The sequence below is a fragment of the Litorimonas haliclonae genome (assembly GCF_965138505.1).
GTDB classification, from domain to species: domain Bacteria; phylum Pseudomonadota; class Alphaproteobacteria; order Caulobacterales; family Maricaulaceae; genus Litorimonas; species Litorimonas haliclonae.
Genome location: NZ_CBCSCO010000001.1, coordinates 628,895 through 655,206 on the forward strand (window position 1 = coordinate 628,895; position 26,312 = coordinate 655,206).

General features: G+C 51.3%; 36 protein-coding genes, 1 tRNA gene and 1 pseudogene. 4 read left to right on the forward strand and 34 right to left on the reverse strand.

Going from position 1 to position 26,312, the window contains the following annotated elements; genetic code table 11:
* Positions 1-25 precede the first annotated feature (25 nt).
* Together uvrB and ACNA05_RS02795 are read left to right on the forward strand one after the other, a co-directional pair.
* Positions 26-2,164 carry an excinuclease ABC subunit UvrB gene (uvrB, locus tag ACNA05_RS02790; RefSeq protein ID WP_415809854.1) on the forward strand — a complete coding sequence of 713 codons (2,139 nt, stop codon included), beginning with the start codon at positions 26-28 and terminating at the stop codon, positions 2,162-2,164.
* Entirely contained in the window at positions 2,164-2,718 is a 555-nt protein-coding gene (locus ACNA05_RS02795) for a rhodanese-like domain-containing protein (RefSeq protein WP_415809855.1), read from the forward strand. Before uvrB ends, ACNA05_RS02795 begins: the two co-directional genes overlap by 1 nt.
* On the opposite strand, the gene ACNA05_RS02800 is transcribed toward ACNA05_RS02795, so the two are convergent.
* A complete protein-coding gene (locus ACNA05_RS02800; protein WP_415809856.1) occupies positions 2,715-3,461 on the reverse strand; it encodes a sterol desaturase family protein in 747 nt (248 codons plus the stop codon). The two genes, ACNA05_RS02795 and ACNA05_RS02800, sit on opposite strands and share 4 nt — an antisense overlap.
* A gap of 85 nt (positions 3,462-3,546) precedes the next feature.
* On the opposite strand from ACNA05_RS02800, the gene glpK reads away from it, so the two are divergent.
* Positions 3,547-5,022 carry a glycerol kinase GlpK gene (gene glpK, locus ACNA05_RS02805; protein WP_415809857.1) on the forward strand — a complete coding sequence of 492 codons (1,476 nt, stop codon included), beginning with the start codon at positions 3,547-3,549 and terminating at the stop codon, positions 5,020-5,022.
* Between the two features lie 57 nt (positions 5,023-5,079).
* A tRNA-Ile gene (locus ACNA05_RS02810) sits at positions 5,080-5,156 on the forward strand.
* Positions 5,157-5,170: 14 nt separating this feature from the next.
* Here ACNA05_RS02810 and ACNA05_RS02815 read toward each other — a convergent pair.
* The 33 genes and pseudogenes from ACNA05_RS02815 to rpsL form a co-directional block, all read right to left on the reverse strand.
* Positions 5,171-5,878, reverse strand: coding sequence for a DUF547 domain-containing protein (locus ACNA05_RS02815; protein ID WP_415809858.1), 708 nt, complete (start codon positions 5,876-5,878; stop codon positions 5,171-5,173).
* Between the two features lie 215 nt (positions 5,879-6,093).
* Positions 6,094-7,008 (reverse strand): DUF547 domain-containing protein, encoded by a 915-nt coding sequence (locus ACNA05_RS02820; RefSeq protein ID WP_415809859.1) that lies wholly within the window; start codon positions 7,006-7,008, stop codon positions 6,094-6,096.
* Positions 7,009-7,181: 173 nt separating this feature from the next.
* Positions 7,182-7,595, reverse strand: a complete 414-nt coding sequence (gene rplQ, locus ACNA05_RS02825) for a 50S ribosomal protein L17 (RefSeq protein WP_415809860.1) — start codon at positions 7,593-7,595, stop codon at positions 7,182-7,184.
* Positions 7,596-7,624: 29 nt separating this feature from the next.
* Positions 7,625-8,641, reverse strand: a complete 1,017-nt coding sequence (locus tag ACNA05_RS02830; protein WP_415809861.1) for a DNA-directed RNA polymerase subunit alpha — start codon at positions 8,639-8,641, stop codon at positions 7,625-7,627.
* Positions 8,642-8,753: 112 nt separating this feature from the next.
* The gene (gene rpsK, locus ACNA05_RS02835) at positions 8,754-9,143 is read right to left on the reverse strand and encodes a 30S ribosomal protein S11 (RefSeq protein ID WP_415809862.1); all 390 of its coding nucleotides are present in this window, start codon (positions 9,141-9,143) and stop codon (positions 8,754-8,756) included.
* 10 nt (positions 9,144-9,153) lie between these two features.
* Positions 9,154-9,522 carry a 30S ribosomal protein S13 gene (rpsM, locus tag ACNA05_RS02840; RefSeq protein ID WP_415809863.1) on the reverse strand — a complete coding sequence of 123 codons (369 nt, stop codon included), beginning with the start codon at positions 9,520-9,522 and terminating at the stop codon, positions 9,154-9,156.
* 175 nt (positions 9,523-9,697) lie between these two features.
* The gene (locus ACNA05_RS02845) at positions 9,698-10,315 is read right to left on the reverse strand and encodes an adenylate kinase (RefSeq protein ID WP_415810109.1); all 618 of its coding nucleotides are present in this window, start codon (positions 10,313-10,315) and stop codon (positions 9,698-9,700) included.
* A 13-nt stretch (positions 10,316-10,328) separates the two neighbouring features.
* The gene (gene secY, locus ACNA05_RS02850) at positions 10,329-11,693 is read right to left on the reverse strand and encodes a preprotein translocase subunit SecY (RefSeq protein WP_415809864.1); all 1,365 of its coding nucleotides are present in this window, start codon (positions 11,691-11,693) and stop codon (positions 10,329-10,331) included.
* A gap of 68 nt (positions 11,694-11,761) precedes the next feature.
* Positions 11,762-12,718, reverse strand: coding sequence for a 50S ribosomal protein L15 (gene rplO / locus ACNA05_RS13865; RefSeq protein ID WP_462937951.1), 957 nt, complete (start codon positions 12,716-12,718; stop codon positions 11,762-11,764).
* 43 nt (positions 12,719-12,761) lie between these two features.
* The gene (gene rpmD, locus ACNA05_RS02865; protein ID WP_415809865.1) at positions 12,762-12,950 is read right to left on the reverse strand and encodes a 50S ribosomal protein L30; all 189 of its coding nucleotides are present in this window, start codon (positions 12,948-12,950) and stop codon (positions 12,762-12,764) included.
* Between the two features lie 11 nt (positions 12,951-12,961).
* Positions 12,962-13,531, reverse strand: a complete 570-nt coding sequence (rpsE, locus tag ACNA05_RS02870) for a 30S ribosomal protein S5 (RefSeq protein ID WP_415809866.1) — start codon at positions 13,529-13,531, stop codon at positions 12,962-12,964.
* A gap of 10 nt (positions 13,532-13,541) precedes the next feature.
* Positions 13,542-13,892 carry a 50S ribosomal protein L18 gene (gene rplR, locus ACNA05_RS02875; protein ID WP_415809867.1) on the reverse strand — a complete coding sequence of 117 codons (351 nt, stop codon included), beginning with the start codon at positions 13,890-13,892 and terminating at the stop codon, positions 13,542-13,544.
* 2 nt (positions 13,893-13,894) lie between these two features.
* Positions 13,895-14,428 (reverse strand): 50S ribosomal protein L6, encoded by a 534-nt coding sequence (gene rplF / locus ACNA05_RS02880; protein WP_415809868.1) that lies wholly within the window; start codon positions 14,426-14,428, stop codon positions 13,895-13,897.
* 9 nt (positions 14,429-14,437) lie between these two features.
* Positions 14,438-14,836, reverse strand: a complete 399-nt coding sequence (gene rpsH / locus ACNA05_RS02885; protein ID WP_415809869.1) for a 30S ribosomal protein S8 — start codon at positions 14,834-14,836, stop codon at positions 14,438-14,440.
* Between the two features lie 12 nt (positions 14,837-14,848).
* On the reverse strand, positions 14,849-15,154 hold the full coding sequence (rpsN, locus tag ACNA05_RS02890; RefSeq protein ID WP_415809870.1) for a 30S ribosomal protein S14: 306 nt from the start codon (positions 15,152-15,154) through the stop codon (positions 14,849-14,851).
* A gap of 85 nt (positions 15,155-15,239) precedes the next feature.
* Positions 15,240-15,794, reverse strand: coding sequence for a 50S ribosomal protein L5 (gene rplE / locus ACNA05_RS02895; protein WP_415809871.1), 555 nt, complete (start codon positions 15,792-15,794; stop codon positions 15,240-15,242).
* Positions 15,787-16,107 carry a 50S ribosomal protein L24 gene (gene rplX / locus ACNA05_RS02900; RefSeq protein ID WP_415809872.1) on the reverse strand — a complete coding sequence of 107 codons (321 nt, stop codon included), beginning with the start codon at positions 16,105-16,107 and terminating at the stop codon, positions 15,787-15,789. Before rplX ends, rplE begins: the two co-directional genes overlap by 8 nt.
* 2 nt (positions 16,108-16,109) lie before the next feature.
* On the reverse strand, positions 16,110-16,478 hold the full coding sequence (gene rplN / locus ACNA05_RS02905) for a 50S ribosomal protein L14 (RefSeq protein WP_121100254.1): 369 nt from the start codon (positions 16,476-16,478) through the stop codon (positions 16,110-16,112).
* Positions 16,479-16,527: 49 nt separating this feature from the next.
* The gene (gene rpsQ / locus ACNA05_RS02910) at positions 16,528-16,758 is read right to left on the reverse strand and encodes a 30S ribosomal protein S17 (protein WP_415809873.1); all 231 of its coding nucleotides are present in this window, start codon (positions 16,756-16,758) and stop codon (positions 16,528-16,530) included.
* An 11-nt stretch (positions 16,759-16,769) separates the two neighbouring features.
* Complete coding sequence (rpmC, locus tag ACNA05_RS02915; RefSeq protein WP_415809874.1) at positions 16,770-16,970, reverse strand: 50S ribosomal protein L29; 201 nt, start codon at positions 16,968-16,970, stop codon at positions 16,770-16,772.
* Between the two features lie 9 nt (positions 16,971-16,979).
* Positions 16,980-17,396: a 50S ribosomal protein L16 gene (gene rplP / locus ACNA05_RS02920; RefSeq protein WP_415809875.1), complete on the reverse strand. Its 417-nt coding sequence runs from the start codon at positions 17,394-17,396 to the stop codon at positions 16,980-16,982.
* A gap of 17 nt (positions 17,397-17,413) precedes the next feature.
* Positions 17,414-18,151 (reverse strand): 30S ribosomal protein S3, encoded by a 738-nt coding sequence (gene rpsC / locus ACNA05_RS02925; RefSeq protein WP_415809876.1) that lies wholly within the window; start codon positions 18,149-18,151, stop codon positions 17,414-17,416.
* Between the two features lie 104 nt (positions 18,152-18,255).
* Positions 18,256-18,627: pseudogene (gene rplV, locus ACNA05_RS02930) on the reverse strand (50S ribosomal protein L22); the annotation flags it as partial.
* A gap of 6 nt (positions 18,628-18,633) precedes the next feature.
* The gene (gene rpsS / locus ACNA05_RS02935; RefSeq protein ID WP_415809877.1) at positions 18,634-18,912 is read right to left on the reverse strand and encodes a 30S ribosomal protein S19; all 279 of its coding nucleotides are present in this window, start codon (positions 18,910-18,912) and stop codon (positions 18,634-18,636) included.
* A 12-nt stretch (positions 18,913-18,924) separates the two neighbouring features.
* The gene (gene rplB / locus ACNA05_RS02940; protein ID WP_415809878.1) at positions 18,925-19,761 is read right to left on the reverse strand and encodes a 50S ribosomal protein L2; all 837 of its coding nucleotides are present in this window, start codon (positions 19,759-19,761) and stop codon (positions 18,925-18,927) included.
* A 9-nt stretch (positions 19,762-19,770) separates the two neighbouring features.
* Positions 19,771-20,067, reverse strand: coding sequence for a 50S ribosomal protein L23 (locus ACNA05_RS02945; RefSeq protein WP_415809879.1), 297 nt, complete (start codon positions 20,065-20,067; stop codon positions 19,771-19,773).
* Entirely contained in the window at positions 20,064-20,684 is a 621-nt protein-coding gene (gene rplD / locus ACNA05_RS02950) for a 50S ribosomal protein L4 (RefSeq protein ID WP_415809880.1), read from the reverse strand. The genes ACNA05_RS02945 and rplD overlap by 4 nt, the downstream gene beginning before the upstream one ends.
* Positions 20,685-21,500, reverse strand: coding sequence for a 50S ribosomal protein L3 (rplC, locus tag ACNA05_RS02955; protein WP_415809881.1), 816 nt, complete (start codon positions 21,498-21,500; stop codon positions 20,685-20,687). It abuts the gene before it with no gap.
* Positions 21,501-21,502: 2 nt separating this feature from the next.
* On the reverse strand, positions 21,503-21,817 hold the full coding sequence (gene rpsJ, locus ACNA05_RS02960; RefSeq protein WP_271558963.1) for a 30S ribosomal protein S10: 315 nt from the start codon (positions 21,815-21,817) through the stop codon (positions 21,503-21,505).
* Between the two features lie 81 nt (positions 21,818-21,898).
* Positions 21,899-23,074 carry an elongation factor Tu gene (tuf, locus tag ACNA05_RS02965; protein ID WP_415809882.1) on the reverse strand — a complete coding sequence of 392 codons (1,176 nt, stop codon included), beginning with the start codon at positions 23,072-23,074 and terminating at the stop codon, positions 21,899-21,901.
* A 58-nt stretch (positions 23,075-23,132) separates the two neighbouring features.
* Positions 23,133-25,217, reverse strand: coding sequence for an elongation factor G (fusA, locus tag ACNA05_RS02970; RefSeq protein ID WP_415809884.1), 2,085 nt, complete (start codon positions 25,215-25,217; stop codon positions 23,133-23,135).
* 24 nt (positions 25,218-25,241) lie between these two features.
* On the reverse strand, positions 25,242-25,712 hold the full coding sequence (rpsG, locus tag ACNA05_RS02975) for a 30S ribosomal protein S7 (protein ID WP_415809885.1): 471 nt from the start codon (positions 25,710-25,712) through the stop codon (positions 25,242-25,244).
* Between the two features lie 11 nt (positions 25,713-25,723).
* Positions 25,724-26,095 carry a 30S ribosomal protein S12 gene (gene rpsL / locus ACNA05_RS02980; protein WP_121103013.1) on the reverse strand — a complete coding sequence of 124 codons (372 nt, stop codon included), beginning with the start codon at positions 26,093-26,095 and terminating at the stop codon, positions 25,724-25,726.
* Positions 26,096-26,312 lie beyond the last annotated feature (217 nt).

The window sequence follows — 26,312 nt, forward strand, 5'->3', positions numbered from 1 at the left end:
CTCACACTATGACCATATTGGGCCTATGGCGAATGTCACTCAGCTCCATCCGGAACAAAATCTGTCCATGTGGCAGCCACACCGTCCCGACAGACCAGACAAATCCGAAGGCGGGAAGCGATTTCGGCTTGTTTCGGAATATGAGCCCAAGGGCGATCAGCCGAAAGCGATCGAAGAACTCTGTGATGGGTTGAACTCGATAGAACGGGATCAGGTTCTGCTTGGCGTCACGGGGTCCGGTAAAACCTTCACCATGGCCAAGATCATTGAGGCCACCCAGCGCCCTGCTCTGATTATGGCGCCGAATAAAACGCTCGCGGCGCAGCTTTATTCCGAATTTAAAAGCTTTTTTCCGGACAATGCGGTCGAGTATTTCGTGTCTTACTATGATTACTATCAGCCCGAAGCTTATGTCCCGCGTACGGACACATTCATCGAAAAAGACTCCAGCGTAAACGAACAGATTGACCGGATGCGCCACGCCGCGACCCGCGCTATTTTGGAACGTGATGATTGTATTATCGTCGCCTCGGTCTCTTGTATTTACGGTATTGGGTCGGTTGAGACCTACACAGCGATGACCGTGGATCTGAAAAAGGGCGAGGAGATGGACCCCCGGTCTCTCATGGCGCAATTGGTCGAGCTGCAATATCAGCGCAATGACCTAGCGTTCCAGCGCGGCTCATTCCGCGTTCGGGGCGACACCATCGAACTTTTCCCGGCCCATTATGATGATACGGCCTGGCGGTTTGACTTCTTCGGAGACGAAATAGACTCAATTACTGAGTTTGATCCTCTGACAGGGAAAACCAAACGCGACATCGATAATGTCCGCGTTTACGCCAATTCGCATTATGTGACTCCCCGCCCGACCGTGCAAAGCGCGATGAAGGGTATCAAGAAGGAACTCGGCGAGACGCTCACGAGATTTGAAGCCGAGGGAAAATTACTCGAAGCCCAGCGTATTGCCCAGCGCACCGAATTTGATCTGGAAATGATGGCGGCCAGCGGATTTTGTAACGGCATTGAAAACTACTCCCGTTATCTCACAGGCCGCGCGCCAGGCGAGCCGCCGCCCACATTATTTGAATATCTCCCCGAAGACGCGCTTCTTTTCATGGATGAAAGCCATGTCTCTGTGCCGCAAATCGGCGCGATGAGTAAGGGCGACTTCAGCCGGAAATCCACATTGGCCGAACATGGTTTTCGCCTGCCGAGCTGTATCGATAACCGCCCGCTGAAATTTGAAGAATGGGACGCTATGCGCCCTCAGACCGTGCATGTCTCCGCCACGCCAAGTGATTGGGAAATGGAGCGAACGGGCGGCGTTTTTGTCGAACAGGTTATTCGCCCCACCGGATTGATTGACCCGCCCGTTGAAATTCGCCCTGTTGCCAAAGACGGCGCCAATCAGGTCGATGACGTGATCGACGAAGTTCAGAAGGTTGCCGCGCGCGGCTATCGGTCTCTGGTCACGACCCTCACCAAGAAAATGGCCGAAGACCTGACCGAATATATGAACGATCAGGGCATCCGTGTGCGCTATATGCATAGCGATGTGGATACGCTTGAGCGGATCGAAATTATCCGTGATCTGCGCCTCGGCAAATTTGATGTGCTCATTGGTATCAACCTGCTCCGCGAGGGACTCGACATTCCTGAATGTGCCTTTGTCGGTATTCTGGATGCGGATAAGGAAGGTTTCCTTCGATCCGAAACAGCTCTTATCCAGACCATTGGCCGAGCCGCGCGAAACAGCGAAGCCAAGGTCGTCCTCTATGCAGATAAAATTACCGGCTCTATGGAACGGGCGATAACCGAGACGGATCGCCGTCGGGACATCCAAGTCGCTCATAATGAAAAACATGGAATTGTTCCGCAAACCGTTCTTCGCGGCGTGGCCGATATAGTCGGTGACAGTGAAGCCGCCGGGAAAATCAAGGATGACGCCAATAAATACACGCCGAGTGGCCAGATTAAAAAGAAATATCTCGAAGCGGCCGAGGGCGAGCAGGAAGCCTATATGGGCGGGAATATGACCGCGGTTATGGCCGACCTCGAAAAACGTATGTTCGAAGCCGCCGAAAATCTTGAATTTGAAGAAGCGGCGAGATTGCGGGATGAAATGGCGCAGTTGAAAAAGGCAGTCGACGCGGCGGAATAATGTTCAGATTTATCCTATCGATATGCTTCGGCGTCTTCCTGTCCTCCTTTTCCGAAGTTTCGGTCGCGGAAGAGAAGGAGAATAAGGCGCTACACAAAGCCCATGTGTCTATTGTGAAGGATCACCGCACTGTTCGGCACATAGGCGTAAAGTCGGCCGTAGAGTTAGATACCAAGGACACCTTATTCTTTGATGTTCGGGAGAAAAAAGAATTTGACGTCAGCCATATCGTGAACAGTGAACACGTCGACCCCGACCTTTCCGCTTCGGATTTCATGGCCCAATTTGATCAGGATTGGACTGGCAAAACGCTCGTCTTTTACTGCTCAGTCGGAAGGCGCTCTTCTATTTTAGCTGAAAAAGTTCAAGCCGAATTAAAAGCAGCCGGCGCAAAAGACGTCTATAATCTGAAAGAAGGAGTATTTGCTTGGCATAATGCGGGGCTCCCCCTCGAGAACGCCGCTGGACCGACGGATTTATTGCATCCCTTCAACGCCTTTTGGGGCCGTATGATTAACCGCAAGGATTTGGTGGCTTATAAAGCGGTGGATTAAACCAGACCCTTATCCGTCCCGCAGACCTTATCCCAGAACCGGAAATATAATCCATAATTTCCCTTGAATTTCGTGTGATGCAGGTTGTGGTGGCTGGCTGTGATGATGTGGCGGCCCCACCACCCCTTCACCCATTTGTCCGGATAGACTTCCCACCCTGCGTGATTGAACACGGCGTTGATGGTCATCACCATAAGCAGCGCAAACGCGACGCCGACATGGAGCGGGATGAACAGCGCCATAACCGGGAGGAGCCACGCCGCGCTGATGGCCTCTATGGGGTCGAAGGAAAAGCTTGCCCAGGGCGTCGGCTGGACAGAGCGGTGGTGGCCATCATGCGTGTATTTAAATAATTTGCGATGGTGCATGAGGCGGTGCGTAAAATAAAACCATGTGTCCTGCGCGAAGAGATAAATCGCCGCGGATAGGAACAGGTAGCTCCACCCCCAGACACTTTCCGGCATGGCGCTATAGAGCGCCGTCCCGCCCGCCTTCCACATCTCGAGGACGATTGCGGCGGGCAGCGCATAAATAAAGGCGCTGATTGTCGAGAGCCGAATCTCATTGCGGATCGTCGCGCGGGTCGGCTGTCGTTTTGACAGGCGGCGCGCCTTTCTCGGCGCGCGTTTCCACAGCGCCCAGTGGATAGGGCCGACAATGATGAAATACCGCGCAATAATAATAGCCGTGAACGCCAAATAGGTTACAAGGGTTTGCCCCAAAGGTATCGGCCAGCCGTCCATAGGCTGGATATAGACTATGACGCGTCTCTGGCCAGTCTGAATGTAAGGTGATTGACGGCGCGCTGCTTGGCATTAGATTGTCGATATGAGCACAGTTATCCTTTCCATCGATCAAGGCACGACGTCTTCCCGGACGCTTGTCTTTTCTCCGCGCGGGCGCATCTTGTTTACAGCGCAGGAAGAGTTTCCCCAAATCTATCCGCGAGACGGATGGGTGGAGCATGATCCGGAGACGATTTGGGACACAGTTTTTAAGACTCTTAAACAGGCCTGGAACTTTGCTGAAGCAAACGATCACAATGTCGCGGGCATCGGAATTACCAATCAGCGGGAAACCACCCTCGTTTGGAATAAAGAAACCGGAGACTGCCTCTATAATGCCATTGTCTGGCAGGATCGACGAACGGCGGCAGCCTGTCGCGAAATGGCAAAGAAGATGCCCGTCAAAGAGATCAACGCCAAATCCGGCCTCATCCATGATCCCTATTTCAGCGGAAGCAAGATCGCCTGGATTATAGACAATGTCGACGGCGCGCGGGATCTCGCCAAAGCAGAGAAGCTCGCCTTTGGAACCGTGGACTGCTTTCTCATCTGGCGCCTGACGGAAGGGAAAAGCCACGCCACAGACGCGACAAATGCCAGCCGCACCAATCTGTTTAATATCCACACGCAGGAATGGGATGAGGAGCTTTTGGAGTTGTTCAACGTGCCGCGCTCCGGCCTACCAGAGGTGAAAGACTGCGTCGATGACTTCGGCACCTGTTCCCTTTTAGGCGAGGACATTCCGATTTTGGGTGTCGCAGGTGATCAGCAGGCCGCCGCGATTGGGCAGGCCTGTTTTGAAGAAGGCGATATCAAATCCACCTATGGCACAGGATGTTTTGTCATCCTCAATACGGGGGAAACCTGCGTCACCTCCGACAACCGACTTTTGTCCACGATTTGCTATCGCTTCGACGGGCAAGTCACCTATGCGCTCGAGGGCTCGATATTTATCGCCGGGGCCGCTGTTCAATGGCTTCGTGATGAAGTTAAAATCATTGACCACGCCAAAGACACGGAAAAGCTCTGCCGGAGCCTCGACAGCAATAAAGGGGTTTATCTTGTCCCCGCTTTTACCGGGTTGGGCGCGCCACATTGGGACCCGGATGCGCGCGGCGGGCTGTTTGGCCTGACGCGCGATACAGGCCGCGCAGAGATCGTCCGCGCGACGATTGAGAGCGTTTGTTACCAAACTTACGATTTGTTCAAAGCCATGGCGCAGGACGGCGTAGAGCCAAAGATACTTCGGGTCGATGGCGGCATGGTCGCCAATGATTGGATGGTTCAATATCTGGCAGGCGTGCTGAACATTCCCGTGGAACGGCCGAAAGTCTTGGAAACAACGGCGTTTGGGGCCGCCGCCCTCGCCGCAATCGGCGCCGGAATATTTCCCTCTCTGGAGACCATTAAAGAGGTCTGGAAGCTCGACACCCATTTTGATCCGGAAATGGACGCAGAGACACGTAAGACCGTTCTCGCCGGGTGGAAAACGTCCGTGCAAAAAGTCCTGACAGATTGAGCAAAGAGGGTTTGCAGGACGGTTCTTGAGCGTTATAGAAACCTCACGCCCAGAGATGGGGGGATAGCTCAGTTGGTTAGAGCCACCCGCTCATAACGGGTTGGTCGGGGGTTCAAGTCCCTCTCCCCCTACCATCTAAACACCCAGTTTACTTCGCGACATTCAACGACCAGTCATAGTCGTAATCTTCGATTTTATTTGCCTCTTGGAGCGCTGCTTTTTTATCGCCCTCGGCGTAAGTTGCGAGATAGGAAATGACGTCTGCTTCGCTGTTTCCAAAGTCGTCCTTATACCATTTAAAAATGCTAGAGGCGGTAATGTCACCGTCTGCTTCAACGCGTACGCCGCGGGGGCTCGCGATATAATCCATTGCCGCTTGGGTAAGATCAGCGTCTAAAGTCTCTGCGTCCCATGCGGTGGTTTTAAGGTTTGGGCATCCGATAGAGGCGCAATTGAAAGCAAAGTGGACACGCGGTTCATCATAGCTTTCCCGAACTATATCATGCTCAATATTATTCAGGCTCATATCCTCCCCTCGGACGGTCAAAATATCTTTGTCCCAAGGTCCGCTGAAAAAACCAATTTTTTTGATCGATTTCACCGGATAATTATCGAGGATAAGGTCGACCGTTTTAGCGTTATAAAGGTTGAACCAGTAAGCCAGGAGCTGTTCATCTGTGTAATCCGAAATATCCGCCGCAGAAAGGGTCTCGATATAGCCTTCCAACTTCCCTTCGTCTTCGTCGGTCACTTTGCCGTAAGCGACGAGATTGATCCCGTTTTCGGGCGTCACATATTTGGAAAGAAACGCATTATAGGGCGCGTTTACATCGGAGTTTGAAGGGTCGGCAGTCATGCTTTGCCCCATTGCAAGAGAGGGAGAAAATACAATTGCAAGAATGATAGGTGCTAAACACGAACGGGTCGTCATAATGTTTCCTCGGCTTATTTTGGTTGGATACTTTATGCCAGAATCAGGCCATGGACAGGGTCAACTATCAGACACGAATTAGTGACTGATTCCAGTATTCAGGCATTAAAAAAGCCCGCGAATGGCAGGCTTTTATCAATCTAATTGGCGATATTCAGTGACCAATCATATTCATAGTCACTTATCTCGTTTGCATTTTGCATAGCGGTCTTTTTTTCGCCCGAAGCAAATTGGGAGAGATAAGTCAAAACTTCTTCATCATTTTCTCCGAAGTCTTCTTCGTACCAATCAAAAATTTTAGAGGCCCGGATCTCTCCGTTGTTAACCATTATCCCGCGCGGGCTTGAAATATAATCCTTTGCCGCCTGTTGTAGGTCTGCTTCCAGGGTTTCGGCTTCCCACGCGGTTGTTTTCAAGTTCGGGCACCCAATGGAAGCGCAGTTTACGGCGAAATGTATACGGGGTTCGTCATAATTTTCCCGCAGCGTTTCATGCTCGATTTCATCCAATGTCATGGTGGCGCCGCGCACATTGACGAGCTTCTGGCTCCATGGGTCCTGGATATCTTTGATTGACTCCACCGGGTAATTATCAAGAATTAGATCGAGCGTAACGGCGTTATACAAATTGAACCAATAGGCCATCAATTCAGCATCGGAAAATTCCGAAGTTTCAATATTTGCGAGATTCTCAATATAGGTTTCCAACGCTGCTGCGTCGGTATCTGTCACATCGTCATATGCCACTAGGTTTACGCCGTCTGTCGGTTTTACATAGGTTCTTAGGAAGGCGTTGTAAGGCTCATTCAGCTGCACCAGGGTGGCCGACTCAGCTTCGTTTGCGTTCTCTGATGACGTCGATCCGACTGAGGTGGCCGCCTGAGAGCTTTTTATCGTCGTCAGAGAGCTCATTTCTGCGTCATCTTCGCTGCTGGTCGGGATAGGCCGTGCGTTAGACGCTTCAGATGCGGCAAAAGTCTCGTCCTGTCCGGCGCAGGCTGAAAGAGATAAGGTTACTGTGGCAATTAATGTGGCGAGTTTCAATGAGTGTGTCATGCCAATTCCTTCGGGATTATTATCGTTTTGTTATGTTGTTAAACGAGAACGTGACCTTAATCGTTCCCTTCCAGAGCAGCTTATCGTCCTCTATTCGCGCCTTTTATCTGTTGCAGAGAATAAAAAAACCCGCCTCAAGGGGCGGGTTTTTAGAATAATTCTTAGGCGGCGCTTTATGCGTCTTCGACCTCGGCCATTCGTTCCCGGTCAATTTTGCCTTTGGCTTCAACGTCGCGGTCAACGAATTCGATAACGGCCATAGGCGCATTGTCGCCATAGCGGAAACCGGCTTTCATGATGCGGATATATCCGCCCTGACGGTCCGCATAACGGGGTCCGAGGACGTCAAAAAGCTTTTTGGACTGCTCTTTGTTCCGTGTGCGGGCAATCGCGATACGGCGGCTGTTTAAGTCACCTTTTTTAGCAAGCGTTACAAGCTTTTCTACGAAAGGACGAAGTTCTTTCGCTTTCGGAAGCGTTGTCACGATTTGCTCATGCTCGATGAGGCTGGATGACATATTAGCGAACATAGCTTTGCGATGGCTCGCAGTGCGGTTCAGTTTACGATGGGCCATTTTATGACGCATGGCTTTATCCTCTTAGTGTTCTGGGCGACCTAAATGTGGTCGTCGTATTTCTTTGCGAGATCTTCGATGTTTTCCGGCGGCCAATTCGGGGCATCCATACCAAGATGCAGACCCATTGCGGCGAGGACTTCTTTAATCTCGTTCAGGGACTTGCGACCAAAGTTCGGAGTACGGAGCATTTCAGCTTCGGACTTTTGAATCAGATCACCGATATAAACAATATTGTCGTTTTTCAGACAGTTTGCAGACCGCACAGACAATTCCAGCTCGTCCACCTTGCGAAGAAGGGCCGGGTTGAAGTCAAGTTCGGGCTTCTCTTCACCGCGAGACATATCTTCCGGATCATCGAAATTAACGAAGACTTGGAATTGGTCTTGAAGGATACGGGCCGCAACAGCGACAGCATCTTCAGGAGTAACCGCCGCGTTGGTCTCAATGTCGATAATCAGTTTATCATAATCAAGAACCTGGCCTTCACGGGTATCTTCGACGCGGTAGGCCACGCGCTTTACAGGAGAGTAAAGAGCGTCAATTGAAATCAAACCGATCGGAGCGTCTTCTGGACGGCTGTCAGCGGCAGGCACATAGCCTTTACCGGTTGTAACCGTCAATTCCATACGGATGTCCGCGCCTTCATCAGCCGTACAAATGATATGGTCTTTGTTAAGAACTTCAACGTCAGCTGTCTCTTCAATGTCGGCGCCTGTGACAGGGCCAGCACCGGTTTTGCGGAGCAATAGTTTTTTGGGGCCCTCGACATGCATGCGGACAGCCAAACCTTTGAGGTTCAGGACAACATTTGTCACATCTTCGCGGACACCGGGAATAGATGTAAATTCATGAACGATACCGTCAATCTGAACAGCCGACACAGCAGCGCCCTGCAAGGACGACAGCAAAACACGACGCAGTGCGTTTCCGAGGGTCATACCAAAGCCGCGCTCTAGCGGTTCAGCGGTGACGATTGCTTTACGCTCAGGATCACGACCGGGTTCAATCTCTGGATTGATCGGGCGGATGAGTTCTTGCCAGTTTTTCTCAATCACAATCTTTGCCTTTTCTTATCAGTGTCGGCGCGTCGGTGTCAGCCCTGAATGAGCGGACGTCGCGCCGGAAATAGTCTGCCTTCAGGAAAGGCAGACCGGCTTTGCCTGCAAATTAAACGCGGCGACGTTTAGGCGGGCGACAGCCATTATGCGGAATTGGGGTCACGTCACGAATAGTCGTGATTGTAAATCCAGCAGCTTGCAAAGCGCGAACTGCGCTTTCGCGGCCAGACCCAGGACCGTTCACATTGACTTCCAATGTTGTCATGCCGTGATCAGCGGCTTTACGGCCTGCTTCTTCCGCTGCGACCTGAGCCGCGTACGGTGTGGATTTACGTGAGCCTTTAAAGCCCATGCCACCAGCAGAGCACCATGCTACGGTATTGCCTTGGGCGTCCGTAATGGTGATCATTGTATTGTTGAAAGTCGAGTTCACATGCGCGACACCGGACGTGATATTTTTCCGTTGAGCGCGGCGAATACGGGCGGGTTCTTTAGCCATCTGAGCTTACCTACTTCTTCTTGCCGGCAATGGCCTTTGCAGGGCCTTTGCGTGTACGAGCATTAGTGTGTGTGCGCTGACCGCGAACCGGCAGACCACGACGGTGACGGAGACCGCGATAATTGCCCATGTCCATCAAGCGCTTAATGTTCTGGGAGCGCTCACGACGCAAATCGCCTTCAACCTGATAGGTTGAATCAATCGTCTCACGGATTTGCAGGATCTCCTGATCCGTCAAGTCATGCACACGGCGGTCTTGCGCAATCCCCACTTTTTCGCAGATCTCAGCCGCCGTAGAGGGACCGATACCGTGAATATAACGCAGAGCAATTTCTACGCGCTTATTAGTCGGGATGTTTACCCCAGCAATACGAGCCACTTTTGGCCTCCTAATCAATCCTGCTTGCAGTCGGTCCTGAACGCTTAGCTCACCCCATAGCAAAAGGGGCGAGCGATAATCGAACCGTCCGCGAAAGCGGGTTACTTAGTCTCAACCCCTCCTGCCGTCAAGCAGGAGCAGCCATAGATTCATGAGATTCTTCAGCCTTTTCTCTTTAAGAGAAGAGACGCGCGAAGAATCCTTTCTTTTTTGGGGCTTTTGCCCCCTCATCCGCGAATAAAACGCGGTTAACATTTGACGACACCGTTTCAATGTCCGCCATTCCGTCTACTTCGCTCAATTTTCCCTGAGCTGCATAGTAAGGCAGCAACGGCGCTGTCTGTTTATTGTAATTTTCCAACCGAATCGCGAAAGTTTCAGGATTGTCATCCTTACGACCCTCATCCTCGAATCGTTTTGTGATTCTTCTCATCAAGGCATCGTCATCGACGCGAAGACGAATAACCCGGTCAACGGCATGTCCACGTTTTTCTAGCGCAGCATCCAAAGCCTTCGCTTGAGCAACAGTCCTTGGAAAACCGTCGAAAATAAATCCATTAGAGGCCGGGTGAGAATCCAATTGCTCTTCGATAAGAGCGATAACAATCTCGTCCGAAACCAAATCGCCGCGGTCCATGATGCCGGCAACTGTCTTTCCTAGCTCTGTTCCGGACGCACGGGCCGCCCGAAGCATATCGCCTGTGGAAAGCTGTATCAAGCCGCGCTCTTGCACGAGCCGTTTTGCTTGTGTGCCTTTTCCGGCGGCCGGAGGGCCAAAGAGGATTAGATTCATCATAGCAAGCTGCCTATCGGTTCCGTCGGCGCATCCGGGATTTTTTGATCAATCCCTCATATTGGTGAGCCACCAGATGTGATTGGATTTGCGCCACTGTATCAAGCGTCACAGATACGATAATCAAAAGGCTCATCCCGCCAATTAACATCGCTACAGAAGGAGGGATAGCGCCGCCCTGACGCGCAATGATCAATTCCGGTAACACACAGACAAAGGCCACATAAACAGCGCCGATAAAAGTCAGCCGAGAGAGAACATATGACAGATACTCTGCGGTTCGTTTGCCTGGACGAATGCCAGGAAGGAATCCACCATTCTTACGAAGGTTATCTGCAACATCGTCAGGTTTGAAAACATAAGGCACATAGAAATAGCAGAAGAAGATAATCAAAATCCCATACAGCGTCAGATACAGAGGCGAGCCATAGGAAATGAAAGCCAAAATTGTTCCGACAATACCGGTGCCCTCTTCCGTATTATTATTCATCATAATTGGGCCAAGCGTTGCCGGCAGGAGTAATAATGAACTTGCGAAAATCGGGGGGATAACGCCCGCTGTATTCAGTTTTAGCGGCATGAAAGAACTTTCACCGCCAAAGGTTTTTCCGCCCGCCATTTGTCGCTTAGGATATTGAACCAGTAATCGTCGCTGCGCTCTTTCGACATAGACAATCAACATTGAGAGACCGATAAACAGAACAATAAGGAAAAGTAAGAGCAGTTCAGAGACTGTACCTTGCTGGTTTAACTCAAAGGCTTGGAAAATTGCTTTTGGTAACTCCGCAACAATCCCGGCGAAAATAATCAGCGAAACACCGTTGCCGACGCCGCGCGCTGTCACTTGTTCCCCCATCCACATGAGGAACATCGTGCCGCCTACGAGGGTAATAACTGTCGACGCTTGGAAGAAAAGCCCTGGGTTAATAACCGCGCCAGGTGTTCCCTGCAGAGCCCGAGCAATTCCGAAGGCCTGGAACGCCGCTAAAAAGACGGTCAGATAACGTGTGTATTGGTTGATTTGCTTACGGCCCTGCTCGCCGTCCTTATCAAGCTCTTTGAGAGACGGGATCGACCCCTTCATCAAAGTCATGATAATAGAGGCTGAAATATAAGGCATTACGTTCAGCGCGAAAATCGCCATACGCTCAACAGCGCCGCCGGCGAACATATTTAAACGTGTGAGAAGCCCCCCGCCACCGGCAGAAAATGCCGTCTGGAACGCGGCCATGTCCATGCCCGGAATCGGAACAAAAGTTCCGAGACGGTATATGATTAGAATGCCGAGTGTGAAGAGGAGTCTGTTCTGCAACTCTTTGGCCTTGGCAAAAACGCCAAGGTTCATATTCGCTGCTAATTGTTCTGACGCTGATGCCATTAAACGTCTCCCGCCTTCTAAAGAAAGTTAAACCCTATCCGATACAGATAGGGTCTTGATGAAGGCGTTTAAAGGTCGCCGAGCTTGCCTTCGTTTTTGGCGAGCAAGTAATAGAATGTTACACGGTTCTTCATGCGTGTCGGCTTCATAGTTTCGCAGACAGCTTTGACCTTTTCCATAGCCGCATCTTTGTCTTCTACGCCGAGCTTCTTCTTCATGAAGCCTTTGACAATTGTATCAAGTTCGGATTCGTCTGAACAAGAGACATACTTGCTGTCACGGTTAGAAAGGGACGCGCCGAGATATTTCTCAATCTTGGTCACCACGGCATTGTCGGCATCGGCGTCATACTCCTGCGTCGGCTCAAGGTAATCAGACACGTCGTCAGATTTCTCTGCCTTCTTCGCTGTGTCTTTTTGAGCCGCAGCCTTTTTAGCAGGCTTCTTAGCCGCCGGCTTTTTCTCTTGTTCCGCAGGCGCAGCAGAAGCTTTCGCCGCTTTTTTGTCTGCTTTAGAAACTTTATTGGATCTGTCAGCCTTCACGCCTTTTTCGCGGCGCTCCATCTTATCTTCAACAACAGTTACAGTTCCTTTGGCATCCTCAACAGCTTTCGTTGCCGCAGGCGTGGCGCCGGATACAGTCAATTTGACCGCTTTGGACACCGTGCCGTTACCGATGAGGCGAACGCCGTCGAATGAGCGGCGAAGGACGCCGGCTTCCACAAGAGCAGCTGCATCCATATCGGATTTGCCATCAATTTTGCCGGATTCGATCGCGCGGTTAAGTGACGCAATTGAGAGCTCGGCGAAACGCTTACGGTTCGGCTTGTTAAAGCCTCGCTTCGGCAAGCGCATGTGAATTGGCATTTGACCGCCTTCAAAGCCTTTAATAGCCACACCTGAGCGTGACTTTTGACCTTTGACACCACGGCCACCTGTTTTGCCTGTACCGGAACCGATACCACGGCCAACCCGCTTACGCTCTTTAGTGGCGCCGGGATTATCTGAGAGTTCGTTCAAACGCATTTGTTTTCTCCAAGAGGTTTCATCTACCCAATAGGGCAGAAGACTACTCTTCTACAATTTTCACCATGTGAGCGACTTTGGCAATCATGCCGCGAACGCTAGGTGTATCTTCCAATGTGCGAATTTTGCCGATGCGGCCGAGGCCGAGACCGACAAGAGTTGCACGCTGATCCGGTTTACGGCGAGTGGCCGAACCGGTCTGACGGACAGTCAATGTTGTTTTCTTCGCCATGATCTTCGTCCTTAAGCTTCAAGCGCTTCAGGTGCAGAGGCACCGTCTTTACGGCGCTCGACAATTTCGGCGACTTTCTTGCCGCGCTTATTGGCGATTGTCCGAGGGCTTTCCATACGCTTCAGCGCATCAAAAGTCGCCCGCACCATGTTATATGGGTTAGACGTGCCAACAGATTTACCAACCACGTCCTGAACGCCAAGACATTCCAAAACAGCCCGCATCGGACCGCCGGCAATAACACCCGTTCCGGGAGGCGCTGAGCGCATAACGATCTTGCCGGCGCCGTGGCGGCCGCGAACGTCATGATGCAAAGTGCGGCCTTCCCGAAGAGGAACGCGGATCATTGTCTTCTTAGCTTCTTCAGACGCCTTACGGATAGCTTCAGGAACCTCACGGGCTTTACCCTTACCAAATCCAACACGGCCTTTTTCGTCGCCAACAATTACGAGAGCGGCGAATGACATGTTGCGGCCACCTTTTACAGTTTTAGCAACACGGTTAATGTGAACCAAGCGGTCGACGAATTCATTGTCCTGATCGTCATCGCGGCCACGGCGATTATCGTTATTACGTGCCATCATCGACCCCTTAGAATTTCAGTCCGGCTTCGCGAGCCGCATCTGCCAGAGCTTTCACCCGGCCGTGGTAAAGATATGCACCCCGATCGAAAACAACTTCACCGACTTTGGCTTTTTCAGCCCGTTCAGCGATTAGCTTTCCGATGCGGCCTGCGGCTTCGACATTAGAGCCTTTTTTCGACTTGTCTTCGAGCGTTGAGGCTGAAGCAAGCGTTGTGCCTGTCACATCGTCAATAATCTGAACAGAAATATTCTTGTCAGACCGGAAAACAGACAGACGCGGACGCCCTTGGGCGTGTTTTTTGAGGCGGCGACGAACACGTTCGGCGCGGCGTATCATAGATTTGCGAGCAGATTTCATGGCTACTTCTTCTTACCTTCCTTGCTGCGTACAAACTCGCCCAAGTAACGTACGCCTTTGCCCTTATAAGGCTCAGGTGTCCGGAACGAGCGGATTTTTGCGGCAACTTGACCGACTTGCTGCTTATCGATGCCGGACACGATAACTTGTGTCGGCTTCGGCGCTTCGATTTTAATGCCCTCGGGCGGTGTAAAATTCACGTCATGCGAGAAACCGAGCTGCATGGACAAATCATTGCCCTTCATAGAAGCTCTGTAACCCACGCCGCGAAGCTCAAGCTCTTTCGTGAAGCCGTTCGTAACACCTTGGATCATATTTTCAACCATTGTGCGGCTCATGCCCCACATGGCACTGGCGTTTTTCGCGCCTTCTACTGGTGTAAGTGTAAACTCACCATCCTTAAGATTGCCGTTAACGGCGTCTGGAAGTGTGAAACTCAACTCACCTTTGGGTCCTTTGACGGAAACGAGTTGACCCGTAGAGGTCAATGTAACGCCGTCAGTGACAGGAACCGGTCTTTTACCAATACGTGACATAAAACTCTCCTATGACACCTGGCAAAGAACTTCGCCGCCGACATTGTTTTCACGTGCCGCCGCGTCGCTCATGACGCCTTTAGGGGTGGACAGGATGGCGATGCCAAGTCCGTTACGGACCTGCGGAAGTGTTTTCACGGAAGAATAAACGCGGCGTCCAGGTTTGGAGATACGTTTGATTTCACGAATAACAGCTTCGCCTTCGAAATATTTCAATTCAACATTAAACGCCCGGAAACCGGCTTCGTCTTTTGTTTCTTCGTAGCCGCGGATAAAACCTTCATCCGCAAGCACGTCAAGAACGCGGCCACGCAGGTTTGACGCAGGCGTCGTGACAGAAGAACGATTCCGGAGAATAGCGTTACGGATACGTGTGAGCATATCCCCAAGAGGATCTGAAAATGACATGGTGTCTCCCCCCTACCAGCTTGATTTTACGAGGCCGGGAATAAGGCCCATGGATCCCAATTCGCGCAAAGCGATACGGGACATTTTCATTTTGCGATAATAACCACGCGGGCGACCGGTGACTTGGCAACGGTTGCGAATACGGGTTTCAGCAGAATTACGGGGTAGAGCTGCGAGTTTCAGTTGCGCTTGAAAGCGCTCCTCAACTGGCAAATCTTTATTACGAGCGATATCTTTCAGCAATGCACGTTTGGCAGCATATTTTGCCACTAGACGCTGACGCTTTAGATTGCGCTCGACTGCGCTTACTTTAGCCATTTATTTGTCTCCTATTTGCAGGATCGTCAGCATGATTGCCATCCGATCCGCTTAGCTTGTTGCGTTCGCTCTAATTCCAGTCAGATTAATTTCTGAATGGGAATGAGAACGCGGCCAACAATGCTTTGGCTTCTTCATCTGTTCGGGCGCTAGTTTGCACCACAATGTCCATACCGCGGACGGAATCGACTTTATCATAATCAATTTCAGGGAAAACGATGTGTTCCTTGAGGCCCATAGCGTAATTACCATGACCGTCAAAGCTCTTACCGTTCAGACCTCGAAAGTCACGAACACGTGGCAACGCAATGTTGACCAAGCGGTCGAGGAATTCATACATTTTATCGCGGCGCAAAGTCACTTTCGTGCCGATAACCATACCGTCCCGAAGCTTAAAGCTGGCGATAGATTTTTTTGCAACACAAGGAACAGGTTTTTGACCGGCGATAAGCTCAAGCTCTTCCATAGCGGCTTGGACTTTTTTCTTGTCGCCAACACCTTCACCAATGCCCATGTTCAACACGATCTTTTCGATACGCGGAACTTGCATCTCGGAGGTATAGCCGAACTGTTCTTTCATCTTCGCACGGACTTCATCACGATAGACCGCCGCGAGGCGTGGTTCATACGGTTTAGCCATCTATGACTTCCCCTGATTTTTTGGCGACGCGAACTTTTTTGCCGTCTTTCAACGTTTTGAAGCCCACGCGCGTGGGTTTATCTTCTTTTGGATCAAGATGCGCCACGTTTGACACGTGAATAGGCGCTTCGAATTCCTTGATGCCGCCGTCCGGGTCCATTTGGCTCGGGCGCACATGACGCTTAACCATACGAACGCCTTTGACAACGACGCGCTCTTCTTTTGGTGACACCTTCAGGACTTCGCCCTTACGGCCTTTATCCTTACCGGAGATAACGACGACATAATCGCCTTTTTTAATCTTCGCAGCCATGGTTAGAGTACCTCTGGAGCCAGAGAGACGATCTTCATATGGTTTTTAGCGCGAAGTTCACGAGGAACCGGGCCAAAAATCCGTGTGCCGATCGGCTCACCATTATTATTGATGATAACGGCCGCATTGCCGTCAAAGCGGATAACTGATCCGTCGCGGCGCTGTATATCTTTCCGCACGCGAACAACAATAGCTTTCCGCACATCGCCTTTTTTCACTTTGCCGCGCGGGATGGCTTCTTTGACTGAAACCACAATTGTATCGCCGACATGGGCATAGCGTCGCTTGGAACCGCCAAGCACTTTAATGCACTGTACGCGGCGGGCGCCGGAGTTATCGGCCACTTCTAGGTTTGTCTGCATCTGAATCATGAGACGTCTCCTTGTTTATATGAGAAGGTTCAACGAGAGGCGAAACGCCTTACGCTGAGACCACTTCCCACCGCTTTAATTTTGACTTTGGCGCACATTCGCTAATGCGAACAATATCACCAACCTTATGTGCACTCTTTTCGTCATGCGCATGATAGCGCTTTGAACGACGAATCGTCTTTTTCAACAAAGGGTGCAAATAGGCGCGCTCAACTCTGACCACAACCGTCTTTTCACCTTTATCTGACACGACTGTGCCCTGAAGTATGCGTTTTGGCATCTCGACCTACCTTAAGCCTTCTTAGCGGTTTTATTTTCCGCCATGATTGTTTTAACGCGCGCAATATCGCGACGCACCTGGCGTACGCGGGCGGTCTTTTCTAACTGGCCGGTCGCATCCTGAAAACGCAGATTAAACTGCTCTTTCTTCAGCTTCAGCAACTCGTCATTGAGTTGATCGGCACTCATGGCTCTGACGTCAGTAGCTTTCATCATCGCCTCCTATTGCTCGCCCGGACGTGTGACGATTTTCGTCTTCACCGGCAATTTGGCAGCTCCGAGACGAAGCGCTTCACGCGCAACGTCATCCGGCACACCATCAATTTCAAACATGATCCGACCTGGGCGGACTTTCGCAGCCCAGAATTCAACAGAACCTTTACCTTTACCCATCCGAACTTCGGTTGGCTTTTTAGTGACAGGCACATCTGGGAAGATGCGGATCCAAACACGACCAGCCCGCTTCATGTGACGGGTAATCGCCCGGCGTGTCGCCTCGATCTGACGCGCTGTGACGCGCTCAGGTTCCATGGCTTTCAAACCGTAAGACCCGAAGTTCAGAGCAGAGCCACCTTTGGCTAGACCCTTGATCCGGCCCTTATGGGCTTTCCGGAATTTTGTACGTTTTGGCTGTAACATTGTGTTTCGCCTCTATCTTAATTGGCACGTGCCGGACGACGTCCGCCACGATCACCACGATCATTACCGCCGCGTGAGCGTGTATCGCCCTGCTGCGTCATGCGCTTCTCATGTGCATATGGGTCATGCTCCATGATCTCGCCTTTATTGATCCAAACTTTAATACCGATAATGCCCATTGCCGTCATTGCACGTGCGACACCATAGTCGATGTCAGCCCGCATAGTATGAAGCGGAACGGAACCTTCCTGATACTGTTCAACACGGGCAATCTCTGCCCCGCCAAGACGCCCACCGACTTTAATCTTACAGCCTTCTGCACCCATGCGCATTGCAGACTGCATAGACCGTTTCATGGCGCGGCGGAATGAAACGCGGCGCTCAAGCTGTTGGGCGATCCCGTCCGCTACGAGGTTCGCGTCGACTTCCGGCTTGCGGACTTCAACCAAGTTGATGAAGACTTCACCGTCGACCATTGAGGCGACCTTCTTGCGAAGAACTTCGATGTCGGCGCCTTTTTTACCGATCACTACACCCGGACGCGCCGTGTAGATTGTGATGCGGCATGTTTTGTGTGGACGCTCAATAACAACACGAGAGACAGAAGCGTTTTTCAGCTCTGAGGCCAAGAAAGCGCGGATAGCGAGATCTTGATGTAAAAGATCGCCATACTCAGATGTGTTTGCATACCAACGTGATGACCAAGTCCGGTTAATACCGAGGCGCAGGCCAATTGGATTAATCTTCTGACCCATTACGCAGCCTTCTCTTTTTTCTTCTCGGCCTTTTTCGGCGCGTCTTTCTTCTCAGCTTTCTTTTCAGACTTTTTCTCAGTCTTCTCAGGAGCTGGAGCGACGTCTTCGTCCTGCTCACGCACAACGATTGTCAGCTCGGAAAACGGCTTCAAGATACGAGCACCGCGACCGCGAGCCCGGGCACGGAAACGCTTCATGACGAAGTTCTTTCCGACATAGGCTTCGGAAACGATCAGGGAGTCGATATCGAGACCATGATTGTTCTCAGCATTAGCGATAGCGCTTTCGAGAACCTTCTTCACTTCACCGGAAATCCGTTTGTGCGAAAATTCAAGATCCGCAAGGGCTGTCTCGACCTTTTTACCGCGGATAAGCTGAGCAACCAGATTCAGCTTGATTGGGCTGATCCGGATCATGCGCAGCTTGGCGCGTGCCTCTTTGTCGCCAACGCGACGTGGATTTTTCTGTTTTGCCATGGCTATCTACTTCCGTTTGGCTTTTTTGTCGGCCGCATGACCGTAATAAGTGCGTGTCGGCGCGAATTCGCCGAGCTTGTGACCCACCATGTCCTCATCAACGAGAACCGGGACAAATTTCTGGCCGTTATGGACCTGAAACGTCAAACCGACAAAGTTCGGCATAATGGTAGACCGGCGCGACCAAGTTTTGATCGGCTTATGGCGACCCTCAGCGCGAGTGGCTTCGGCTTTTTTGAGCAGATACCCGTCAACAAACGGGCCTTTCCAGACTGAACGTGGCATACTCCGCGCTCCCTAACGTTTTTTCTTCGCGTGGCGCGAACGAATGATGAATTTGTCAGTCGCTTTATTAGAGCGAGTACGCGCGCCTTTAGTCGGCTTACCCCAAGGTGTCACTGGGTGACGACCCCCGGAGGTCCGGCCTTCACCACCACCGTGCGGGTGATCTACCGGGTTCATGGCGACGCCGCGAACCTGCGGGCGCTTACCAAGCCAACGTTTACGGCCAGCTTTACCAAGATTGATGTTCATGTGATCCGGGTTAGAAACCGCACCAACAGTCGCCATACAAGACTGGTGAACCATGCGCATCTCGCCTGATTTGAGGCGTACCTGAGCGTAACCTTCCGAGCGACCTACGAGCTGAGCATAAGCGCCAGCCGAACGGGCCATTTGGCCGCCCTTGCCAGGCTTCAATTCCACATTGTGGATGATTGTTCCTATAGGCATTGCGCGAAGAGGCATTGCATTGCCGGGCTTTACGTCGCCTTTAGCAGAGGACAGAACCTTATCGCCTTCTGACAAACGCTGCGGCGCAAGAATATAAGCCTTCTCACCGTCTTTATACTCGATCAAAGCGATAAAAGCCGTCCGGTTTGGATCGTATTCCATCCGTAGGACAGTTGCTTCCATGTCCATCTTGTTCCGCTTAAAATCGATAACACGATAGAGACGCTTGTGACCGCCGCCTTGACGACGTGATGTGATGCGACCGGTATTGTTACGGCCACCTGTTTTCGTCAGACCTTCGGTCAGTGACTTTTCAGGGCGACCTTTATGCAATTCGTCACGATCAACCTGAACCAGGTGACGGCGCGAAGGGCTGGTCGGATTAAATGTCTTTAAAGCCATTTTCTTTTCCTACAGTCCGGTTGCGATGTCGATGCTGTCGCCGTCTTTCAACGTAACAACAGCTTTCTTGACATCATTGCGTCGACCGGGACGTCCCCGGAAGCGCTTGGTTTTACCTTTGACGCGAAGCGTGTTCACGGCCGTCACAGAAACCTTGAACAATTGCTCAATAGCTTCTTTGATTTCCGGCTTAGACGCGCTTAACGGCACTTCAAAAACAACTTGGTTGTTCTCAGAAACGATCGTCGTCTTTTCCGTGATGATCGGAGAGACCACCGTGTCATAATGGCGGGCAGCTACACTCATTTTAGACGAGCCTCCAAATCTGCGACAGCCTGTTTCGTCAAGACAAGTTTGTGACGTTTCAGAATGTCATATACGTTTGCACCCTGGCTTGGCAGAACATCCAAGTTAGGGATGTTTTTTGCCGCCTTGGCAAAATTCTCTTCAATAGCGTTACCGCTCACGATAAGACCGTTTGTTATACCTAATGCGGCTAACTGCTTCCGGAGCTCAGCTGTTTTAGCTGATTTCAAAACAGCATCATCAATGATGATAAGCTCTTTTGCGCCGGCTTTAGCAGACAAAGCATGACGCAAAGCCAAAGCCCGTAGCTTTTTCGGCAAGCCGTGAGCGTGGGAACGAACGCGTGGTCCGTGCGCTTTTGCACCGCCGCGGAACTGGGAAACAGATCCGTTACCGTGACGCGCGGTGCCGCCGCCCTTTTGCCTGCCGATACGCTTATTTCGCTTAGAAACATCGCCGCGTTCCTGAACTTCGTGAGTTCCAGCCTGACGACGCGCTAATTGATAACGCACCATACGGTGTAGAATGTCTTTTCGGGGCTCATTGGCAAAAATGGAATCGTCGAGATCGACGGAACCGGAAGCCTTACCCGCAAGTGTTTGGACGTCGAGTTTCATTTAGCCTTCTCCGCCATCTTCATCTGTTGTGGCTGCCATGGCTGCCGCTTGCTCTTCCGCAACACGCTTGGCTTCGGCTTCTGCTTCGGCGAGCGCCGCTGCTTCAGCTTCATCCGCCGCTTTCAGAGCTTCCTTACGATCTGTCATTGTCGCTGCCGGGAAGATAAGGCCTTCCGGTTGCGGCTTTTTCACAGCATCGCGAACCTCTAACCAAGTCCCTTTTGCGCCTGGCGTTGCACCTTTAACAAGGATCAAACCATCTTCAATTTCGATACGCGCGATTTCAAGGTTTTGGTTCGTCCGGCGAACGGCGCCCATATGGCCTGCCATTTTCTTGCCTTTGAAAACCTTACCCGGATCCTGACACTGACCAGTAGAGCCGTGCGAACGGTGAGAGATAGACACACCATGTGTTGCGCGAAGACCGCCAAAGTTATGGCGCTTCATCGCACCGGCGAAGCCCTTACCGACTGTAATACCGGAAACGTCAACCAGTTGACCAGGAAGGAAGTGACCTGCGATTAACTCTTCGCCAACTGAAACGAGGTTTTCTTCGTCTACACGAAACTCAACCAGCTTTTTCTTCGGCGTAACAGATGCCTTCGCAAAGCGCTCACGCTCAGCTTTGGAGACGCGCTTAGGCTTGGCTTCACCAGCGCCCAGCTGAACAGCTGAATAGCCGTCACGCTCTAGCGTTTTCTGGGCCACGACCTGACACCCTTCTAGGGCGAGGACAGTAACAGGTACATGATTTCCCAATTCGTCATAGACGCGGGTCATGCCCAGTTTTTTTGCTAATAGACCTGTACGTAACATGCCTATGCTCCCAATTTAATTTCGACGTCAACACCGGCGGCGAGGTCGAGCTTCATCAGCGCGTCCACGGTTTGCGGTGTTGGGTCCACGATATCGAGCATACGTTTATGCGTACGGATCTCGAATTGCTCGCGAGATTTCTTATTAACATGTGGTGAGCGGTTTACAGTAAAACGCTCGATCCGAGTCGGCAGCGGAATGGGCCCGCGCACGGTTGCACCGGTGCGCTTAGCCGTAGAGACGATCTCCTTGGTAGAAGTATCGAGAATACGGTGGTCGAAGGCTTTCAACCGGATGCGAATATTTTGACGATCCATAACAGGGCCTAATCTTTACGCTTCAAACAACAACCCGACGCCGCCTATGTGGCGCCGGACAAATGAGTTACTTAAACTGACTTAGTCAGTAATTTTTGACACAACGCCGGCGCCGACTGTGCGTCCACCTTCACGGATAGCGAAGCGAAGCTTCTCTTCCATAGCGACAGGCACGATAAGCTCGACATCAATGTTCACATTGTCGCCCGGCATAACCATCTCTGTGCCAGACTTCAAAGTTACAACACCGGTGACGTCAGTTGTACGGAAGTAGAACTGCGGGCGGTAATTATTAAAGAACGGCGTGTGACGGCCACCCTCTTCTTTCGTCAGGATGTAAGCTTCCGCTTCGAACTTCTGGTGAGGCGTAACAGACCCTGGCTTACAAAGAACCTGGCCACGCTCAACACCTTCACGGTCAACACCGCGAAGCAAAGCGCCGATGTTGTCGCCGGCCTCTCCTCGGTCGAGGAGCTTACGGAACATTTCAACACCTGTACATGTCGTCTTCTTCGTATCCTTGATACCAACGATTTCAATTTCGTCGCCGACGTTAACCGCACCGCGTTCAACACGGCCCGTTACAACCGTACCACGGCCGGAGATGGAGAACACATCTTCGATAGGCATCAAGAAAGGCTGATCAATCGCGCGCTCAGGCTGCGGAATGTAGGAATCAACAGCTTCCATCAACTTCTTGATAGACTCTTCACCGATTTCAGGTGTTTCGCCGTTCATTGCAGCCAAAGCAGATCCTGCAATCACAGGAATGTCGTCGCCCGGGAAGTCATAAGAGCTCAGAAGTTCACGGATTTCCATTTCGACAAGCTCTAGAAGCTCTTCATCGTCAACCTGGTCAACCTTGTTCATGTAAACAACCAGAGCCGGAACGCCGACCTGACGGGCAAGCAAGATGTGCTCACGTGTCTGAGGCATTGGGCCGTCGGCTGCGTTCACAACCAAGATAGCGCCGTCCATTTGAGCCGCGCCGGTGATCATGTTCTTAACATAGTCAGCATGGCCCGGGCAGTCGACGTGAGCGTAGTGACGGTTTTCCGTCTCATACTCAACGTGAGCTGTAGAAATGGTGATACCACGCGCTTTTTCTTCCGGCGCGCCGTCAATCTGATCATAAGCGCGGAAGTCACCGAAATACTTCGTGATCGCCGCCGTTAGCGTCGTCTTGCCGTGGTCAACGTGACCAATCGTGCCGATATTGGCATGCGGCTTATTACGCTCGAATTTCTCTTTTGCCATTTTTTTCTCCGTTCTCTTCTAGGAGGTCAAAACCATTATACTTATTATTAAGACCGACTTAGTTGCCGCCCTGCTTAGAAATCACTTCATCAGCGACAGCCTGCGGCGTCTTAGCGTAGTGATCAAATGTCATTGTAAATTGCGCGCGGCCCTGTGTCTTGGAACGCAAATCATTCACGTAACCAAACATGTTCGCCAAAGGCACCATAGAGTTGATGACATTCGCGTTTCCGCGCATCTCAGTTCCCTCAATCATACCGCGGCGTGAGTTTAAGTCACCAATTACGTCGCCCATATACTCATCAGGCGTCACAACCTCTACCTTCATGACAGGCTCTAGAAGGTCGATACTGCCTTCGCTCTTGATTTCACGGAAAGCAGCACGAGCTGCGATCTCGAACGCCATAACAGAGGAGTCAACATCATGGTAAGCCCCATCATAAAGCTCAGCCTTGAAGTCGATGAACGGGAAGCCGGCCAAAAGACCTGTTTCCGCCATGGAGCGAATACCTTTTTCAACACCCGGGATATATTCCTTAGGAACATTACCGCCGACAACTGAGTTTTCGAATTCAATACCAGAACCAGGCTCAAGCGGCGTAAAGTTGATCTTTACGCGACCAAACTGACCAGAACCCCCAGATTGCTTTTTATGCGTGTAATCAATTGTAACAGGCGCGGCGAGTGATTCACGGTAAGCCACCTGAGGCTGACCAATATTCGCCTCAACACCGAACTCGCGCTTTAGACGGTCGACAAGAATATCCAAGTGAAGCTCACCCATCCCCGCCATGATTGTCTGGCCGGATTCGATGTCTGTTGTGACGCGGAACGAAGGATCTTCTGCAGCCAAACGCTGCAAGCCAACACCGAGCTTTTCTTGGTCAGCCTTGGATTTCGGCTCAACGGCAATTTCAATCACCGGATCCGGGAATTCCATACGCTCAAGAATAACAGGGTGTTTTGGATCACATAGAGTGTCACCCGTTGTTGTCTGCTTCAAGGACGCAACAGCGATAATGTCGCCAGCATACGCCTCTTTGATGTCTTCACGGTCGTTGGAATGCATCATCATCATGCGACCAACACGCTCTTTATTCTCTTTAACGGAGTTGAGGATGGTCGAACCCGCCTCAAGAACGCCAGAATACAAGCGGCAGAATGTCAAAGTACCAACGAAAGAGTCGTTCATAATCTTAAAGGCAAGCATTGAAAGAGGCTCATCATCAGACGCCGGGCGAGTTGTTTCTTCGCCTGTCTTGACATCGATACCTTTAATAGCCGCGATATCCAGCGGGCTTGGCAAGTAAGCCACAACCGCATCCAGAAGAGGCTGAACACCCTTATTCTTAAAGGCTGTTCCGCAGAAAACCGGCACAACTTTGTTTGCAATTGTCGCCTTACGAACCAAGTCTTGGATAGTTTCAGTCGAAGGCATCGTACCCTCAAAGTAAGCTTCCATGACTTCATCGTCCATGTCAGCTACAGCTTCGATCAGTTTTTCACGGTACTCAGCGGCTTTTTCCACCATATCAGCCGGAATATCGACGATATCGTATGTGGCGCCCAAATCGGCTTCTTTATCCCAAACGTAAGCAACGTTCTTGACGAGATCGACGACACCTTTGAAGTTTTCCTCGGAGCCAATAGGAAGCTGCATTTCCAGCGCGTTTCCGCCCAAACGGTCTTTCACAGACTGAACTGACGCGTAGAAGTCGGCGCCAAGCTTATCCATCTTATTGATGAAGATCATGCGAGGCACTCTGTACTTGTCAGCCTGACGCCAAACAGTTTCAGTTTGAGGCTCAACACCAGCGTTTGCATCCAGAAGCGCAACCGCGCCATCGAGAACCCGCAAAGACCGCTCAACTTCAATCGTGAAGTCAACGTGACCCGGTGTGTCAATAATATTCAGACGCTTACCAGCCCAGAAACAAGTTGTCGCAGCGGATGTAATTGTAATTCCGCGCTCTTGCTCTTGAGCCATCCAATCCATTGTGGCCGCACCGTCATGAACTTCAGCAATTTTGTGATTCTTACCTGTGTAATACAGAATCCGCTCTGTGCAGGTTGTTTTACCCGCATCGATGTGAGCCATGATGCCGAAGTTACGGTAATCTTTAAGTTCGTAGTCGCGTGCCATGATTGGTCTCTTAACTCTTTCGGTCTACCAGCGGTAATGTGAGAAGGCGCGGTTAGCTTCAGCCATGCGGTGCGTGTCTTCACGCTTCTTCACGGCAGTGCCACGATTGTTTGATGCATCGAGCAGCTCACCAGCAAGGCGCTCGCGCATAGTATTTTCATTGCGTGAACGCGACGCGTTCACCAACCAACGGATAGCCAGAGCCTGGCGGCGTTCAGGGCGCACTTCAACAGGCACCTGATAGGTCGCACCACCAACGCGGCGAGAGCGAACCTCTACGGCTGGCTTAATGTTTTCCAGCGCATCATGAAAAACGCGGATTGATTCTGTTTTTGCTTTGTCCTCGACGATATCCATCGCGCCATAGACGATTTTCTCAGCCGTAGACTTTTTTCCGTCCAACATGATGGCGTTCATGAACTTAGCGAGAACCAAGTCATTAAATTTTGCATCGGGAAGAATAACCCGTTTTTCTGCGCGGTGACGACGTGACATGACTGACTACCTTACTTAGGACGCTTCGCGCCGTATTTAGAACGACGTTGCTTACGATCTTTAACGCCCTGAGTATCCAGAACGCCGCGAAGGACGTGATAGCGCACACCCGGCAAGTCTTTCACACGACCGCCGCGGATTAGCACAACACTATGCTCTTGCAGGTTATGGCCCTCACCCGGGATATAAGACAAAACCTCAAAGCCATTCGTTAGGCGCACCTTGGCCACTTTACGAAGCGCTGAGTTAGGCTTCTTTGGAGTGGTTGTGTAAACACGTGTACAAACGCCGCGCTTCTGAGGACATGCCTCAAGAGCCGGAACCTTATTCCGTTTACGCTTGTCTTTGCGCGGCTTGCGAATGAGCTGCTGAATTGTTGGCATGGGCCGTATTTCCTGCACAAAATGCAAACAGCCCCGCATTCAAGCCCCATGCCCGAGTGCCGGATGTCTGCAAAAGACCATCCCTTGCCGCGAAAACTCCGCAACCGAGATGACTAAGTTATTCCAATTTTGCCTTAAACAAGGTTTCTAAGGTGACCCTCAGACAGCATGTTCATCAGCGTGGGGCGCCATATACGAGGGCGGATGGGTTCCGTCA